At 60.3% G+C, this 15606-nt stretch carries 15 protein-coding genes; 11 read left to right on the plus strand and 4 right to left on the minus strand.

Features of this window, described 5'->3' with window-relative positions; translation table 11 throughout:
• Positions 1-206: 206 nt before the first annotated feature.
• Positions 207-1379: an ABC transporter substrate-binding protein gene (locus AB7531_RS41210; RefSeq protein ID WP_028148067.1), complete on the minus strand. Its 1173-nt coding sequence runs from the start codon at positions 1377-1379 to the stop codon at positions 207-209.
• A 299-nt stretch (positions 1380-1678) separates the two neighbouring features.
• Between AB7531_RS41210 and AB7531_RS41215 the strand changes: the two genes are divergently transcribed.
• From AB7531_RS41215 to AB7531_RS41265, 11 genes are all read left to right on the plus strand, one after another.
• On the plus strand, positions 1679-2941 hold the full coding sequence (locus AB7531_RS41215; protein ID WP_063979914.1) for an NAD(P)/FAD-dependent oxidoreductase: 1263 nt from the start codon (positions 1679-1681) through the stop codon (positions 2939-2941).
• 225 nt (positions 2942-3166) lie between these two features.
• The gene (locus tag AB7531_RS41220; protein ID WP_187387834.1) at positions 3167-3553 is read left to right on the plus strand and encodes a hypothetical protein; all 387 of its coding nucleotides are present in this window, start codon (positions 3167-3169) and stop codon (positions 3551-3553) included.
• A 127-nt stretch (positions 3554-3680) separates the two neighbouring features.
• Entirely contained in the window at positions 3681-3974 is a 294-nt protein-coding gene (locus AB7531_RS41225) for a hypothetical protein (protein WP_245328507.1), read from the plus strand.
• 110 nt (positions 3975-4084) lie between these two features.
• Entirely contained in the window at positions 4085-4408 is a 324-nt protein-coding gene (locus AB7531_RS41230; RefSeq protein ID WP_187387835.1) for a hypothetical protein, read from the plus strand.
• A 67-nt stretch (positions 4409-4475) separates the two neighbouring features.
• Complete coding sequence (locus AB7531_RS41235; protein ID WP_084794900.1) at positions 4476-5168, plus strand: hypothetical protein; 693 nt, start codon at positions 4476-4478, stop codon at positions 5166-5168.
• Positions 5169-5294: 126 nt separating this feature from the next.
• Positions 5295-7688 (plus strand): DUF3631 domain-containing protein, encoded by a 2394-nt coding sequence (locus tag AB7531_RS41240; RefSeq protein WP_441280276.1) that lies wholly within the window; start codon positions 5295-5297, stop codon positions 7686-7688.
• Positions 7689-7737: 49 nt separating this feature from the next.
• The gene (locus AB7531_RS41245; protein WP_063979919.1) at positions 7738-8019 is read left to right on the plus strand and encodes a hypothetical protein; all 282 of its coding nucleotides are present in this window, start codon (positions 7738-7740) and stop codon (positions 8017-8019) included.
• Between the two features lie 42 nt (positions 8020-8061).
• Positions 8062-8295, plus strand: coding sequence for a hypothetical protein (locus AB7531_RS41250; RefSeq protein ID WP_063979920.1), 234 nt, complete (start codon positions 8062-8064; stop codon positions 8293-8295).
• Entirely contained in the window at positions 8295-8561 is a 267-nt protein-coding gene (locus AB7531_RS41255) for a hypothetical protein (protein ID WP_187387836.1), read from the plus strand. Before AB7531_RS41250 ends, AB7531_RS41255 begins: the two co-directional genes overlap by 1 nt.
• Before the next feature lie 94 nt (positions 8562-8655).
• Positions 8656-8907, plus strand: a complete 252-nt coding sequence (locus AB7531_RS41260; protein WP_187387837.1) for a hypothetical protein — start codon at positions 8656-8658, stop codon at positions 8905-8907.
• Positions 8904-9122, plus strand: a complete 219-nt coding sequence (locus tag AB7531_RS41265; RefSeq protein ID WP_063979921.1) for a hypothetical protein — start codon at positions 8904-8906, stop codon at positions 9120-9122. The genes AB7531_RS41260 and AB7531_RS41265 overlap by 4 nt, the downstream gene beginning before the upstream one ends.
• A 93-nt stretch (positions 9123-9215) precedes the next feature.
• Here the strand turns inward: AB7531_RS41265 and AB7531_RS41270 are convergent, their stop codons facing one another.
• Genes AB7531_RS41270 through AB7531_RS41280 form a run of 3 tightly spaced genes read right to left on the minus strand, consistent with a single transcriptional unit; the run spans position 9216 to position 15510 of the window.
• Complete coding sequence (locus AB7531_RS41270) at positions 9216-12314, minus strand: type I restriction endonuclease subunit R (RefSeq protein WP_063979922.1); 3099 nt, start codon at positions 12312-12314, stop codon at positions 9216-9218.
• Positions 12311-13678, minus strand: coding sequence for a restriction endonuclease subunit S (locus AB7531_RS41275; RefSeq protein ID WP_084794901.1), 1368 nt, complete (start codon positions 13676-13678; stop codon positions 12311-12313). The genes AB7531_RS41270 and AB7531_RS41275 overlap by 4 nt, the downstream gene beginning before the upstream one ends.
• Positions 13675-15510 carry a type I restriction-modification system subunit M gene (locus AB7531_RS41280; RefSeq protein ID WP_063979923.1) on the minus strand — a complete coding sequence of 612 codons (1836 nt, stop codon included), beginning with the start codon at positions 15508-15510 and terminating at the stop codon, positions 13675-13677. The genes AB7531_RS41275 and AB7531_RS41280 overlap by 4 nt, the downstream gene beginning before the upstream one ends.
• Positions 15511-15606: the final 96 nt, after the last annotated feature.

Below are 15606 nucleotides of genomic sequence, written 5' to 3' on the forward strand. Positions count from 1 at the left end.
CCCAGGAGCAACGCTCTCTCAACACGTCATTGCGAGCGCAGCGAAGCAATCCAGAGTCCCTCCGCGGAGACAGTCTGGATTGCTTCGCTGCGCTCGCAATGACGATGTGGGGACTATCGAGGAATACAACGACCTCCGTCCCCGCGGAGACTCCCCCTCACCCTGACCCTCTCCCCGCAGACGGGGAGAGGGGAAAAGGCATCAGCTCACTTCATCGCACACTTGTCGTGGAATCGATCCTGGTCGTTTTCCACGATCGTCGCGACCGTCTTCAGCGAGAGCTGGCCTTCGCCGTCCTTGACCACGTCCTGGAGATAGAAGCTCTGCACCGGGATGTGGTTCTTGCCGTATTTGAACGGGCCGCGCAGCGACTTGAAGTTGGCCTTCTCCATCTCGGCCTTCATCGCGTCCTTCTTGCTGGTGTCGCCCTTCACCGCGACCACCGCGCTGTTGATGAGCTGGGCCGCGTCATAGGCCTGGGCGCCGTAATAGGTCGGGCGCAGATTGGGGTACTTCTTGCGGTAGTCGGCGACGAAGCGCTTGTTCTGCTCGTTCGGGAGGTCGTTGACCCATTCCTGCGCGCCGGGAACGCCGAGCGCGTTCTCCTTCTGGAGCGGCAGCGACAGCTCGTCGACCGTGAAGGCGGTGTAGAGCGGCATCGTGCTCTTCAGGCCGGCCTGCGCATATTGATTGAGGAACTGCACGCCGGCCGCACCGGGATAGAACACGAAGATCGACTCGGCGCCCGAGGCGCGCGCCTTGGAGAGCTCGGCGGAGAAATCAAGCTGGCTCGGCCAGACCGTGTATTCCTCGCCCTTGACCTCACCCTTGAACGTGCTCTTCAGGCCTGCGAGCATGTCCTTGCCGGCCGCGTAGTTCGGCCCGATCAGGAACACGCTCTTGACGCCCTTCTGGTTCATGTAGAGGCCCATGGCGGCCGGCGTCTGGTCGTTCTGCCAGGAGGTCGAGAACACGTAAGGCGAGCACAGCTCGCCGGCGAGCTGCGACGGACCGGCATTGGCCGAGATCAGGAAGGTCTGCGAGTCCACCGCGGTCTTGAGCGAGGCCAAGAGCACGTTCGACCAGATGTAGCCGACGATGAAATCGACCTTGTCGGACTGCACCAGCTTCTCGGTCTTCTGCTTGCCGACATCGGGCTTCTGCCCGTCGTCCTCGTAGATCACCTCAACCGGCTTGCCGTCCATCTTGCGGCCGATGTGGTCGAGCGCGAGCTCGAAGGAATTGCGCATGTCGTTGCCGATCACGGCGGTCGGGCCGCTGAAGGTCGAAACGAAGCCGATCTTGATGGTGTCGCCGGCGAAAGCCTGATTTGCCAGCACCAGCGCCGCTGCGCCCGCCAGCCAGAATGCCGTCCTCATAACCACTCCCCTCCTTATTATTGATCCCGGAAACGGGGTGATCGCCGCCCCGGGTCTGTCTCTATTGAACGCAAAATCTGTCGCGCCGCCAATGGCTCAGCGCCCGCCCCTGCACCATATTTCGCCCCAATCGAGGATGGCAAGAAATATAATTCTACTCACTTCGACCAAGGCTGCGGCGCTTTTTCGCGGGATGACGATACGCCCGGCCTATGCCGCGATTGATGACGGCTATTGGACTACGGCGCCCAATGCGCACTTAGATGAAGGAGAGCAGCAGCGAGATTCGAGGGTGTATCATGGCCGCAAATCCCCACCGCGTCGTCATCGTCGGAGCCGGCTTCGGCGGGCTGGAGGCGACCTACCGGCTTGCGGGCGCGCCGGTCGAGATCACGCTGATCGACCGCCGCAACCATCACCTGTTCCAGCCGCTGCTCTACCAGGTCGCGACCGCCTCGCTCGCGACCAGCGAAATCGCCTGGCCGGTCCGGCACCTGATGCGCGACCGGCGCGAGGTGACGACCCTGTTTGCGACGGTGAGCGGCGTCGATGCCGACCGGCGCTGCGTGCTGATCGACGACGGCAGCGAGGTGCCCTACGACACGCTGGTGCTCGCCACCGGCGCCCGCCATGCCTATTTCGGCCATGACGAGTGGGAGCAGTTCGCCCCCGGCCTGAAGACGCTCGAAGACGCGACCACGCTGCGCCGTCACATCCTGGTGGCATTCGAGCGCGCCGAGCGCGAGACCGATCCGGCCAAACGCGCGGCGCGGCTGACCTTCGTCATCGTCGGCGCCGGCCCCACCGGCGTCGAACTCGCCGGCACCATCGCCGAAATGGCGCACCACACGCTCCCCGCCGACTTCCGCAACATCGACACCCACAAGGCACGCGTGGTGCTGATCGAGGCCGGACCGCGCGTGCTCGCAGGCTTCCCCGATGATCTCTCGGCCTATGCGCAGGCCTCGCTGGAAAAGATCGGCGTCGAGGTCGTGCTGGGCCAGGCCGTCACCGAGATCAACCGTGAGGGCGTCGTGTTCGGCGGAAAGCTGCTCGAAGCAAAGACGCGGATCTGGGCCGCCGGCGTGCGCGCCTCGCCCGCCGCCGAATGGCTGGGCGCACCAAGCGATCGCGCCGGGCGCGTGGAGGTCCAAGACGATCTGACGATACCTGGTCATCCCGAAATCTTTGCGATCGGCGACACCGTTGTGATCAATGCCTGGGAGGGGAAGCCGGTGCCCGGCATCGCTCCGGCCGCCAAGCAGCAGGGCCGGCACGTCGCCGAAACCATCAAGACGCGCCTGCGTGGCGAGAATAAAGGTGCATTCCGCTACAAGCACTCCGGTAGCCTCGCACAGATCGGCAAGCGGCTCGCCGTGATCGATTTCGGCAAGGTCAAACTGCGCGGCACGATCGCATGGTGGATCTGGGGCATCGCCCACATCTACTTCCTGATCGGCCTGCGCCACCGCCTCAGCGTCGCCCTGAGCTGGCTCTGGATCTACGCCCGCGACCAGCGCGCGGCGAGGTTGATCACGCAGGGAAGTAGCAAGGTGGCGTAGATCTTTCTTCCTTCTCCCCTTGTGGGAAAAAGGCCATCTGGAAAAGCCGTGGGACATCAGCGGCTTAGAAATTCGGTGTCCCTATAGTGTCCATCGCGTACGCCCAATCCGGTATAGCCGGGGAAATAGCGTTTCGCGCCTACGCCCAAAGCTCTAAAACAAAGGACCGCCCAGCGTCTACAGCGCCGAGCGGTCCCTAGAACCCGACGCCAAAAGGAGCATGGCGTGCGGAAGCCGAAAGCTAAGCCAAAACAGCCACGGCCGAAACCGGCCCGCGTTTATTCGTCCGACGCGGAGATGGCGCAGGCCCTGTACGAGGCGGCTCAACAGCCGCAGCCGCCGCGCGTAGGCGACCTTCCACGGCCTTGGCGCACAGCGACCGAGGTGAGCGTGCCGCGCAAGGCAACAGCCAAGCCAGTGAAGAAGACGAAAGAGAAGTCCGGTCCCGGTCCGATGCTGTCTGATGACCAGATCAAACGAGGTCAAAAGTTGCTGCCCAAACTGGTGCGCGATCCTCGACGCTGGAAGATGAAGTATCAGGACCTTCGCGACAAACTAGAGACCAAGGCCAGCGATAAGACCTTGGGGCGATACCTTCGCGGTCTGCGCTAGGCGACGGGACAGGTTACCAACCTGTCCTTACTTGTCCCAAACCTGTCCGGCCTTTCCGCTTCACAAGCGAGGCGGCGAAGGCGCATGCTCTTCCGTAGATTACCAAACAGAACGCCGGAGCAATGCGATGTCATCCGACAAGCGCACGCGCGCACGCTCGCGCCCTCGCAAGAAACAGTCTGCACCGAAGCGGAAGCCAAACCGTCAGCGCAGGGCGCTGGCATTGCCTCTCCTCGCACTCTCCATCGCTGAATTCTGCAAGGCCAACGGCTTCAGCCCGGCGCTGTATTTCAAGCTCAAAGCCCAAGGTCTCGGTCCTGTCGAGATGCGGGTCGGTCGGCGCGTTCTAATCGCCGTTGAAGCCGCACAGGCATGGCGGCGGATGCGTGAAGCCGCAACCACCATGGAGGCCGTTGCCTAAGTGAACTCCCGCTGGTCGGCGGTTCACCGGCCATCCGGCGGTCCCCCCAACAGGTGAAGGCCCGGCCCTCGTTGGAGCGAGGTGACCGGGCCAAGAAGGAGTACCAGTACATGTTGCAATATACCCAAAGCGCATTCAGCACAACGCTGCCCGTGCGGGCACACCTGTCCCGAAAAATGTCGCGGACCGAGCGGGTGCAGTACGCGCTCGCTGTCATCGACGGCCAGCGGCCTCTCCCCAGATTGACCAAGGCGACCATTGCACGTGCGTGCGGTGTTTCGCCGTCTGCGGTCTATCACGCTCGCAGTGGCCAGCCTCGCAGCACCCTCGCGTCACGTCTGGCGCGAGCGAAGCCGGAGGAACTGGCCGACATCGGACGTCAGCTCGGTTCGGACTGGGTCTGGGACAAGCTGATCATGGCCGCGATGGTCTGACATCTTGGCGTTCGCTCGCGAGGGCGGACGCCTCTTTTCTCTCAACCGAGTAGAACAGGAGACAAAAATGTTGGAACGCTATAACCCAATTCTCAGTACGATTAGGAGCATCTGTCCAACGGCACATATTGCTGGCGGTGCGGTGCGCGACACTTTGCTAGAACGGCCGATCCGGGACGTTGACCTATTCCTTGACGCCGATTGCACCGACGAGGCGGCGAAGTTGCTGCGGTCGCAGCACGGCTTCGTCAAGGTCGGCGAGTGGAAGAACTATGAAATGTTCTCCGACCCGGCCGTCAAGCGGGTGGCCAAGTTCGAGAAGGCCGACGAGACTACACCAGTTTGCCTGATCGGCCTGCATTATCCGTCCGACACGTACTACGACGAGCCGCGCTCCTCGCTCGGGATGCAATTTAACCTCTCGCGCTTCGACTTCGGCATCTGCATGGCGGGATGGGACGGCAACGAGGTCTACACGGCACCAGAGTATCGGCGCGACCTCGAAGCAAAGACCTTCACACTGTGCCGCGCCGACGACCAGCCGCAATTCAACTACAGCATGGCGCGGTTTCTGAAGATGACCGCTGATCGCTATGCGGGCTGGAGGCTTATCGTCCCCGCAGCGTTCGAGCACCTCGCTCGCCAGAACGGAACGTCACGCAGGCTCTGGCAACGCAGCGTCTGGGTGGATGACGAGTTTTGTCTCGAATTTCCGAGCGGTGGCCTTGTTGAGCAAGTGTTGACGCCCAAGCCTCGCTGACCATCGCGTTACCCCCGGACGTCGCAGAAAACGTCCGGGCTTTCGAACCGACTGGGGACAGGTCGGGCACCACCAGCCCGCACTATACCGCCCGGCCGGTCCTCTTCCACAAACGAGAAGCCGCACATGATCCGCGCCAGCCGCATCGATATCGCCAGCCTCGCGAAGATCGCCGAGCAGCTCGGCGGCGACGTTGCTGGCGGAGGGGTGTTATGTCCCGGTCCGGACCACAGCGCCGACGACCGCTCCTTATCGGTGAAGCCGGACCGTGCCGACCGCGAAGGTTTTGTTACGCACAGCTTCGCAGGTGATGACTGGCGGAGCTGCCGCGATCACGTTCGCAAGCTGCTCGGTCTCGCGGAGCCCAAGGCTAAGCCAAAGGAGAAGAAGCAGAAGAAGACCGGCGACGGCAAGCCGTGGACCACGCTCGGCACGTACATCTATCGCGATGCAGACAACAAGCCATTTCTCAGGGTCGAAAAGAAATTGGATGACAAGGGCAAAAGGAGATTTGTGCAGTCTTACTGGAACGGCAGCGGCTGGGTCACGGGAGCGCCCAAAGGTCCGAAAATCCCGTATCGCCTGCCTGAGCTGAAAGCCGCTTCGGAAACTACGGTGATCCATTTTTGCGAGGGCGAGAAAGACAGCGACACCCTCGCCAAGATCGGCTTCATTGCCACCACGATGTCGGAGGGCTCGTCGGCGGAGTGGGATAAAGCAGCGACGAAGCATTTCAAGGATCGGCATGTTGTGATCCTGCCGGATGCCGACGTGCCCGGCCGCAAGCACGGCCTGAAAGTTGCTACCGCGATCCATGGCGTCGCCGCATCGGTCCGGGTCGTTGATCTATATCCTGACCGCCATGACGGCTCCGACGTTTCCGACTGGATCACCAACGACACGGCTGGCGTGAAGCTGGCGAAGCTCGTGAAGGAAGCGGACGAGTGGGAGCCCACCGGTCCGGCAACAAGCGAGCCGTCTGAACCCGAGGAAGAGCAAAGCGAGATCGACATCGAGATTGCCCGGCTCGCGCGGCTCCCGGTGATCAAATACGAGCAGGAAAGAAAGACAGCAGCCGAAGCACTGGGAGTTCGTGCGTCCGTTCTCGACCGGCTTGTACAGGACGAGCGGGCGCGCCTTGGCGGTGACGACGACACCGGCTTGCAAGGCCGTGCGATCTCGCTTGCAGAACCGGAGCCATGGCCGGAGCCGGTCGATGGCGCCGCGTTACTGGATGACATCTCCAAGGCGATAGGCGCGCATGTGATCATGCCGGACGCCAGCCGCGACGCCTGCGCCCTATGGGCCGCCCATACCTTCCTGCTCGACTGCACGATGATCTCGCCACGGTTGGCGATCACGTCGCCGACCCGAGGCTGCGGCAAGACCACCGCGCTCGACGTGATGTCGCAGTTGGTGCTGCGGCCCTTGCCATCCGCCAATGTCTCGGCCAGTGCGATCTTTCGTGTCGTCGAGGGCTTTCGCCCGACTTTGATGATCGACGAGGCCGATACCTTCCTCCGGGACAACGACGAACTGCGTGGCGTCCTGAACAGCGGACACCGGAAGGGCGGCAGCGTCCTGAGAAATGTCGGCGACGATCATGAGGTGCGTTCGTTCTCGACCTTTGGAGCCTGCGCCATCGCCCTCATCGGGCAGTTGCCGGGCACCCTTGCCGACAGGTCGGTGCCGATCACGTTGACCCGGCGGAAGAAGGACGAGACGATCAAGCCGTTCCGGCTCGACCGGGTCGGACACCTCGTCGTCCTGGCGCGCCGACTGGCGCGCTGGACGGCGGACCACGCGGTTGAGATCGCTGCGACCGAGCCGACGATGCCGACCGGGATCTACAACCGCGCGGCGGACAACTGGCGGCCCTTGCTCGCCATCGCGACTGTGGCGGGTGGCAAGTGGCTGGAGCGTGGGCAAGCGGCTGCGCTGGCGAGTGCCGCCGCTGACATCGACGACGCCGCGCTGCTGGAGCTTCTGCTCGGCGACATCCGGGACATTTTCGCCAAGCGGGCGGCGAACGAGATCGACCCGGCGGACCGGATACCATCGGCCGCACTGGCCGAGGCGCTCGCCGAGATCGAAGGCCGGCCTTGGGCCGAGTACGGCAAGAACGACAAGCCGCTGACCCAGAACAAGCTCGCCCGGTTGCTGAAGCCGCTGAAGATCGTGCCCGAGAACATCCGGATCGATGACAAGGTGCCCAAGGGCTACATCTTGGAGCGCTTCGAAGAGGCCTTCTCACGCTACTTGGACCCGGAGGGGTCTTCCGAACCGCTACACCGCTACAACCCCTTTAAATCCAGCACTTCCGAGCTTTTTCAATCCGCTACAGCCGAAACCGACGTAGCGGATCGCAAATACGAAAAACCCTATAACAGCAGGCCTTGCAGCGGTGTAGCGGATCGAAGGGGGGGGGGCCGGCGAAGAGGACGAAGTCTGCGACTATTGCGGTCGTGCCGGTGGCAACGAGGTAGCCTTCAGCGACGGCCAGACGGCCCGGCTCCATAGGGAATGTGAGGGAGCCTACCGGCACCGCCTCGACGAGGGGGGCGAGTAAATGCCGAACCGTCACCCGGTGGATCTGCTCGCTGACATCAGAGCCGAGATCAAGACGCTCCGCCACCGCGAGGAGCTTCTACGCGCCGAGGTGCTGGACCACCCGGAGGACCTTGCTGGCGACGAGCACGACGCGATGATCTGCGAGACGATGGTCGAGAGGGTTGATCTAGAACTCATGAAGCGCGAGTTGGGCCTGCTTTTCTTACGGCCATTTCTGCGCGCACAGGTCCAGACCAGCGTTCGGATCAAGCCGACGAGGAGGACGAGACGGACGAGGTAAACCGCGCCGGGAGGAGCCCGGCAACAGCAAGGAGCAACGACCATGACCACCGAAAACGAAGCAGCGATCTCCCATCTCTTCGACGCCATCAAAGCCGCTCAGCCGCACATCGACGCTTTGGCTGGCCGCGCCACGAAAGGCGATAGCACCGCCTACGAGCTTATCGCGGCGCTGGAGCGCGCAGCGGAGGAGATGTTCGACGAGATAAACTACGACCGTGGCGCGTTCGAATTTCTGTACGCGGACGCCTGTCGGTCTAAGGCGATCACCGCCTGATGCACGACCGCCCGCCAACCCGCCGCCGCAAACCGCCGCCGTCACCGGACGCGCGGGCTCGGAATGATCGCGAACGGCAGCGCCGCTGCCGCGCTCGCAGCAAGGCTGGTGAGCGGCGTTACGTGATCGTCTTGCGTGAATCTCGAATTGCCGAAGCCTTGCGCGTTTCCGGGCTATTGACGGAAGCCGACCTTTCGGATCACGCGCTGGTGGAGGTGGCCCTCTCACGCCTGATCATCGAGTGGATGGCACGCTGGCTCAAATAAACGTCACGCCGTGACACTCCGCTCCATGTCTTGCGGTATGTTGGATGGAGCAAGCAAGTGACGCCGTCGAGACCGAACATCGAGGCAAGCCATCATGTCCAAGTACACGAAGCGAGATGAGGCAAGAATATTTGCCCAAGCTCGTAAGCATCTTGCGGGTCATCGTACGGAAGTCTTGCGGAAAAAGAATGCACTGCTTCTCGAAAAAGCCAAAGCGGCTGAGCGTCAGAACGCGAGCGAGCGGCAGCAGGGTTCGCGGACTTCGGGAGCGCCCGAGTATGATCGCGATTTGCTGGTCGATCTTATAGCAAGAGGACTTGCTCTATTCCTCAGGAGGCAATTATGACTGCCACGGAAAATGATCTCGTTTCGCGAAAGCCCGACACCGTCGAGCAGACTTTTGGATTGGGGCCGGTGGAGGGGTTGCCAACGGCGCTCGGTGCAGCACTGCTCGACCTTTCGAAGCTGGCCGCAACGATGCACCCTGACGACATTTCCCTCTCGCTCGATTTACCCGCAGGAATTTTGACGTTCCGCGCTTACCGTCGCGAGCGAAGGTGATCCCATACAGACACTTCTCGTCTCATCGCCACCCGCCCCAACGAAACGAGAACTGTCTTCCATGCGCCGCTCTGCTGGGAGGAGCTGGCGAGGTCAATTGATCTCGCCCGCTTTCTCCCGTAAGGCTTCATAAAGCTGCGCGGGACCAAGCAACACACCTTTCAGACCCTCTCTTACTTGTTCGCTGTCGATGGCCTGCTTGCTCATGGTCGTGTGGGCTGCGAGGGCATCCATCACCGCGTTCATGATCTCCTTGGAGAGCGTCGGGGAATTGGCGAACTGCGCCTTGGTGTTGTTGCTGGCCTGAAGAACCAGTTCCTCAGATTCCAACAGCTTACCCTTGATGACGTTGTTCACGTAGACCAGTTGATCGTCATCCGTCAGGTCGCCCTCGAACAGGTCGTTCACCTTGGCGATGATCTCCTCCAGCCGCGCCTTCTCCTTCTCTTGCACGGAGCCTGAGCCCACCTCGGACAGCGGCGGCAACTTCGGAGCTTCGCCGTTCCCGAGAACGAGCTGGCGCTTGCCTTCGTCCTTTAGGCTGTGATGCGTAAGCTTCACCTTGGACAGGTCGATCCCTTCGCGCTCGCGGCCGAACTCCAGCAGCGGGATAAGCCGACGATAGAACATGAACCGCTTCTCGATGGCGGTGTTGCCATAGTCGAAGATTTGCGACAGGAAGCTATACAGACGCTGGAATGCGCCCATGTCGGCCTTGAACAGAATTAACGCATTGATCTCGCCATTGGACTCCTCGGTGGCCTTGGTGTCATCTTTCGCTTGTGCTGCCCGCAACTTGTCTTGCGCCTGCTTGAACCGCTTCAGAAGGCGATCCACCACCGGCTCAAGGGCCGCAATGAGGTCACCCTGCTTGGCCTTGGGGTTCATCTCGACGGCTGCCACGCGGTCCACCTCAAACTCGTCGTAGTACCCTGACGCGTCGAGCTTGGCCCTCAAATCGTAGACGAGGTTCGGGTCAGTGACACTCTCCAGTTCGGCTGTCTCGTAGTAGGTCTTGAACGCGGCCAGCACCTCTTCCGAGCTATTGATGAAGTCCAGCACGTAGGTGGTGTCCTTGCCGGGGTAAGCGCGGTTGAGCCGCGACAGCGTCTGCACGGCCTGGATGCCAGCAAGACGCCTGTCCACATACATGCCGCAGAGCAGAGGCTGATCGAACCCAGTCTGGAACTTGTTCGCGACGAGCAGGATTTGGAACTCGTCGCCCTTGAAGGCGTCCCGGATGTCGCGCCCGTTGAGGCCCGGGTTCAGCGCCTTGCTGGCCTCGGTGAAGGGATCGGTGCCCGACTGGCTGTCATTCACCTCACCCGAGAAAGCGACCAGCGTCCCTATCTTATAGCCACGCGACTTGATGTATTTCTCGATGGCAAGCTGCCAGCGCACCGCTTCAAGGCGGCTCCCTAGCACCACCATGGCCTTGGCGCGGCCTTCTAACAATGTCGCAACATTCGCGCGGAAGTGCTCGACGACTATCTCAACCTTCTGGCTGATGTTGTAGGGATGTAGACGCACCCAGCGCATGATGCTCTTTAGAGCGGCATCGCGCTCAACCTCCTTGTCGTCCAGCTCCTTGCCATTATTGGCGAGCTTGAACGCCAATCGATAGGGGGTGTAGTTCCTAAGGACGTCGAGGATGAATCCCTCCTCAATGGCCTGCCGCATGGAATAGACATGAAACGGCTCGGGCAGCATGTCAGGACCGGGGCAGCGGCCGAACAGTTGCAGCGTCTTGGCTTTCGGAGTGGCGGTGAAGGCGACGTAGGTGATGCCCTTGTCGTTCGCGCGAGCCGCCATCTGCGCGGCCAGCATGTCCTCTGTGCTGACCTCTCCGCCGTCTCCCAGTTCGGCAAGTTCCTCCGGCGATAGCACCTGCTTGAGCTTCGCAGCGGCGTCGCCGGTTTGAGACGAGTGCGCCTCGTCGGCGATGACCGCAAACCGCTTGCCCTCCGTGGCGGCGAGCTTTCGAACCTCCTCCAGAGCGAACGGAAAGGTCTGTATGGTGCAGACGATGATCTTCTTGCCTGCCGCCAATGCCTCTGCGAGTTGCCCGCTCTTGCTCGCTCCTTCGGACTTGATGGTGGCAACGACGCCGGTGGTGCGCTGGAAATCGAACAGCGCGTCCTGAAGCTGGGCGTCGATCACGTTGCGGTCGGAGATGACAATGACGGTGGAAAACAGCTTCTCGTTGTTGGCGTCGTGCAGATCGGCAAGGAAGTGCGCGGACCAGGCAATAGAGTTGGTCTTGCCCGATCCTGCCGAGTGCTGGATCAGGAACTTGCCGCCCGCCCCCTCATCCAGAACCTTGGCCTGGAGCTTCCGAGTGGCGTCAAGCTGGTGGTAGCGCGGAAAGGTGATACTGGTGATCTTCTTCTTGTCATCGCGCCGGGTTACCAGGTAGCGACCAATGATCTCCAGCCAACTATCGCGCTGCCAGACCTCCTCCCAAAGATAGCTGGTTCGATGACCGGCGGAGTTAGATGGATTGCCCTTGGCTCCGTGGTCACCCTTGTTGAATGGGAGGAAAGCCGTTGCAGGGCCCGCAAGCTGCGTCGTCATGTGGACTTCGCTGTTGCTGACGGCGAAATGCACCAGCGCCCCGCTGGGGAAGTTCAGCAGCGGCTCGACGCCCTGTCCCTTCGGTCGCGGATTGCGGTCGAACCTATACTGGTCGATGGCGTCGTCGATGCTCTGGGTGAAGTCTGTCTTGAGTTCGACTGTCGCTACGGGGAGCCCATTAAGAAAAAGCACGAGATCGAGGCAATTCTCGTTGGCAGTCGAGTACCGCACCTGCCGCACGACGCGAAGCTGATTGGCGGCGTAGCGGGCAAGAATGTCAGGGTTCATCGCAAGGGCAGGCTTGAACTGGGCTAGCGAAATTGGTTGGCGCAGTCCTATTAGCTCAACGCCGTGCCGCAGTACGTCGAGAGTACCTCGATCATCGAGCTGCTTTCGAATGCGGTCGATTAACACGGCCTCCGCGCTGGAGCCGTGGTTCTTGGCAAGCGTCTGCCAAGCGGTGGTCTGCGTCGCTTGCACCCACGTTACCAGATCGGACGGAAACAAGGCGCGAGTGCGGTCGTAGTCAGCGGCATCGCCTTCCGAATAAAGCCAGCCATGCGCGGAGAGATGCCGGCAAATCTCGTCCTCGAAGCTGATCTCCTTGTGCAGGCTCATGCGGCGACCATGTTGGGAGTAACCGCATCGATTTTGATCAGTCCACGCACATCGATTTTGCCGGTGACGGCGGCGGATATCAATGCGGCGCGACGTTCTTCAAGGAGTTCAATAGCCTTGTTGGCCTCGGCTACAAGATCAGCGAGCCCTTCTAGCTTGGCATTAAGATAGGTCAAAATCTGCAACCGTTCCGCAGGCGGCGGCATAGGTATGAGTATGTTTCCTAAATCTTCCATGGAGAGGTTTGGCTGAGCCGATTGTACCGACGTCAGCTTGATCCTCTCCTGAACCGGGGTACTAGAAAGCCACAAATCGACGAATGCCGCATGTTGTGGGTCGCTGCATCGAACAAAGGCAACCGCCTGATTTGTGTTCGCAGGTACAAGTTCAGCGCAAAGCACTGCGGATCGTCCAGTCGTCGCGCCGGCGATTACCACAAGGACATCAAATTCACGCAAGTTGCTTCGTGCCATAGAAGCGTGAGTGTCTAGCGTAATAAAGAACTCCGGCTCGTTTGAAACGCTCCCACCTTTGATGTTCTCGGCTTTGAGAAACCGCACCCCGGTTTGGACGAATTCCGCTCCCACTGTTGTCGGCGTCGATCCCTTCGATATGAGAACGGCCAGATGTTTAATCCGCTTCACTTCCCAATGCTCGGGCACGTCGCTAATCCACTCGACGTCCATCTTCGGTACGTTCGGATCGAGGCCCCTTGCGAGCGTGTGGGAGACGACGGCCTGCCGCTTCTCCTTTAGCAGGTCGATCAACCGCTTCTGTTCCTCCACGAGCGCATCGATCTTGGACGTCTCGCGATCTAGGAATGTCGCGATTGCGATTTGTTCGGCGAGAGACGGAATAGGTATGAAGATGTCTTTAACGTCGCCGCAATTTAAATGCGGATGAAGTGCACCTGTTTGGATCGATAGCAAATTGTGAAAACCGTAATCGGAACTGAGCACCCAAGCGACCCATACTCCACTAACTACGGAGGACAGTGGCGAGACAATGATCAGCGCGTGGCAATTGCAACCTGCAAATTCATCAGTTACGACCGCCACTTGACCAATATCGCCTGTCTGGACAATTAGAACATCCCCGCAGTTCAAGATCGATTTAGCGTGCTGCCTGCTCCATGCGTCCTGCACGAAATACGGCGTATCGAACCGGATGCGATTGCTCTTAATATGGAGTGATTGCAGATAACGAACACCGTGCTCGACGAAGATATCTCGCGTAGGACCGACATAGCCATTTGTGATCTTCGTACTGATCGAAGAAATCCTTCTCACTTCCCAATGCGAAGGTATTTCTCCCAGCCACTCCAAACCTGATTTCTTGTAGCCTTCATATACCGGCCGGCTCATGCAGCTAGCCCTTCTATCATCGCCTTAATGCGGTCAGTGACCTGCAGAAGTTCAGCGTCAATTTCAACGAGTGAGCGCGGCGGCTCGAACACATAAAAATGCCTGTTGAACGGGATTTCGTATCCGACCTTCGTCTTTTCCTCATCGATCCATGCATCGGGCGCATGAGGCAGCACCTCGCGCTTGAAGTATGTGTCAACTTCTTCCGAGAGCGGAATGTTTTCGGTGTCGCGTAATGCACTATCGGCCTGTGCTTTATCCTTCTGCTTGCCCTTGCTGCCGAGCACGATTGCCCCCTTCTCATCGCGGAGCGGGCGCTCGACCGTGATGGTGCAATAGCCAAATGCCTCGTTGGCGAAAATGCGCGACAACGGGGCGCACTTCACCTTGCCGCCTTGCGGCGCATCGGGGACCTTCTCCCCATTGGTCACAACCTGTTGCGCGATTTCTTGACCTTCAGCATCGAGCACCGTAACGAGTTGAGCCTCGATGAAGGAGCCAAACAGTTTCGTCACGTCGGCAATATTTGCCTCGCTCATCTCTTTGCGCTTGGAACCAAGGCTTTTCCGCATCTTTTGCCAGAACGAACTGGCGTCAATGAGCTGTACCTTGCCCCTGCGTGGCGTCGGCTTTCGATTGGAGACAATCCAGACGTAGGTGGAAATGCCCGTGTTGTAGAACATGTCGACCGGCAACCCGATGATGGCCTCGACCAAATCGTTCTCAAGCAGGTAGCGGCGGATTTCGCTCTCGCCCGATCCCGCGCCGCCGGTGAACAGCGGCGAGCCATTGAGCACAATGCCGAAGCGACTGCCGCCATCTTGCGCCGGACGCATCTTGGAGAGGAGGTGCAGGAGAAAGAGCAGCGAGCCATCCGACACGCGTGGCAGGCCGGGGCCGAAGCGTCCGTTGAAGCCCTGGCTCTCGTGTTCCTTGCGGACCTCTTTCTCGACCTTCTTCCACTCGACGCCAAACGGTGGATTCGAGAGCATGTAGTCGAACTTGGCATGAGGGTGACCGTCGTCAGAGAGAGTGTTGCCTGCAACAATGTTGGCAACATCCTGCCCCTTAATCAGCATGTCCGCCTTGCAGATCGCAAAGCTCTCGTCGTTCAGCTCCTGGCCGAACATGGTCAGCCGAGCCTGCGGATTCAGCGCGGCGAGGTGTTCGCCAGCCACCGACAGCATGCCGCCTGTGCCCGCCGTGGGGTCGTAGATGGTGCGGACCACTCCGGGTTTGGTTAGAACTTCGTCGTCCTCGACGAACAGTAGGTTGACCATCAACCGGATGACTTCGCGCGGCGTGAAGTGCTCTCCAGCGGTCTCGTTCGACAGCTCGGCGAACTTGCGGATCAGCTCCTCGAAGGCCAGTCCCATCTCATGGTTGTCAACGACCTCGGGATGCAGATCGATGCCCGCAAACTTCTCGGTGACGAGATATAGCAGCCCGCTCTTTGCCAGCTTGTCGATCTGGGTCGAGAAGCTGAACCTGTCGAAGATATCGCGCACCGCAGGCGAGAACCCCTGAACATAGGCATAGAGGTTCTGGCCGATGTGGTCCTGATCGCCCATCAGCTTGCGGAGGTCCATATTGGAGGTGTTGTAGAAGCTCTGGCCCGAGGCCCGGAGCAAGAATGGGTCGGGGTTCAAACCTGCCTTCTTTTTGGCCGTATACTCGGCGAGCACCTTCGCCTTAGTCGGTTCCAGAACGCAATCCAACCGCCGAAGCACCGTGAAAGGCAGGATGACCTTGCCATAGTCGGACTGCTTGTAATCGCCCCGCAGCAGATCGGCCACGGACCAGATAAAGGAAGACAGATTTTGGTGGTTCACGATTCGGAAGTCCCCGCCGTTCTTGGAAATGATGCTAACTTGCCTATAGAAACACGGAAGGACAACCCCAACTTGTGGCTTGTGAAGGAGGATTGG

The organism is Bradyrhizobium sp. 63_E2_N1_3, assembly GCF_052076005.1.
GTDB classification, from domain to species: domain Bacteria; phylum Pseudomonadota; class Alphaproteobacteria; order Rhizobiales; family Xanthobacteraceae; genus Bradyrhizobium; species Bradyrhizobium barranii.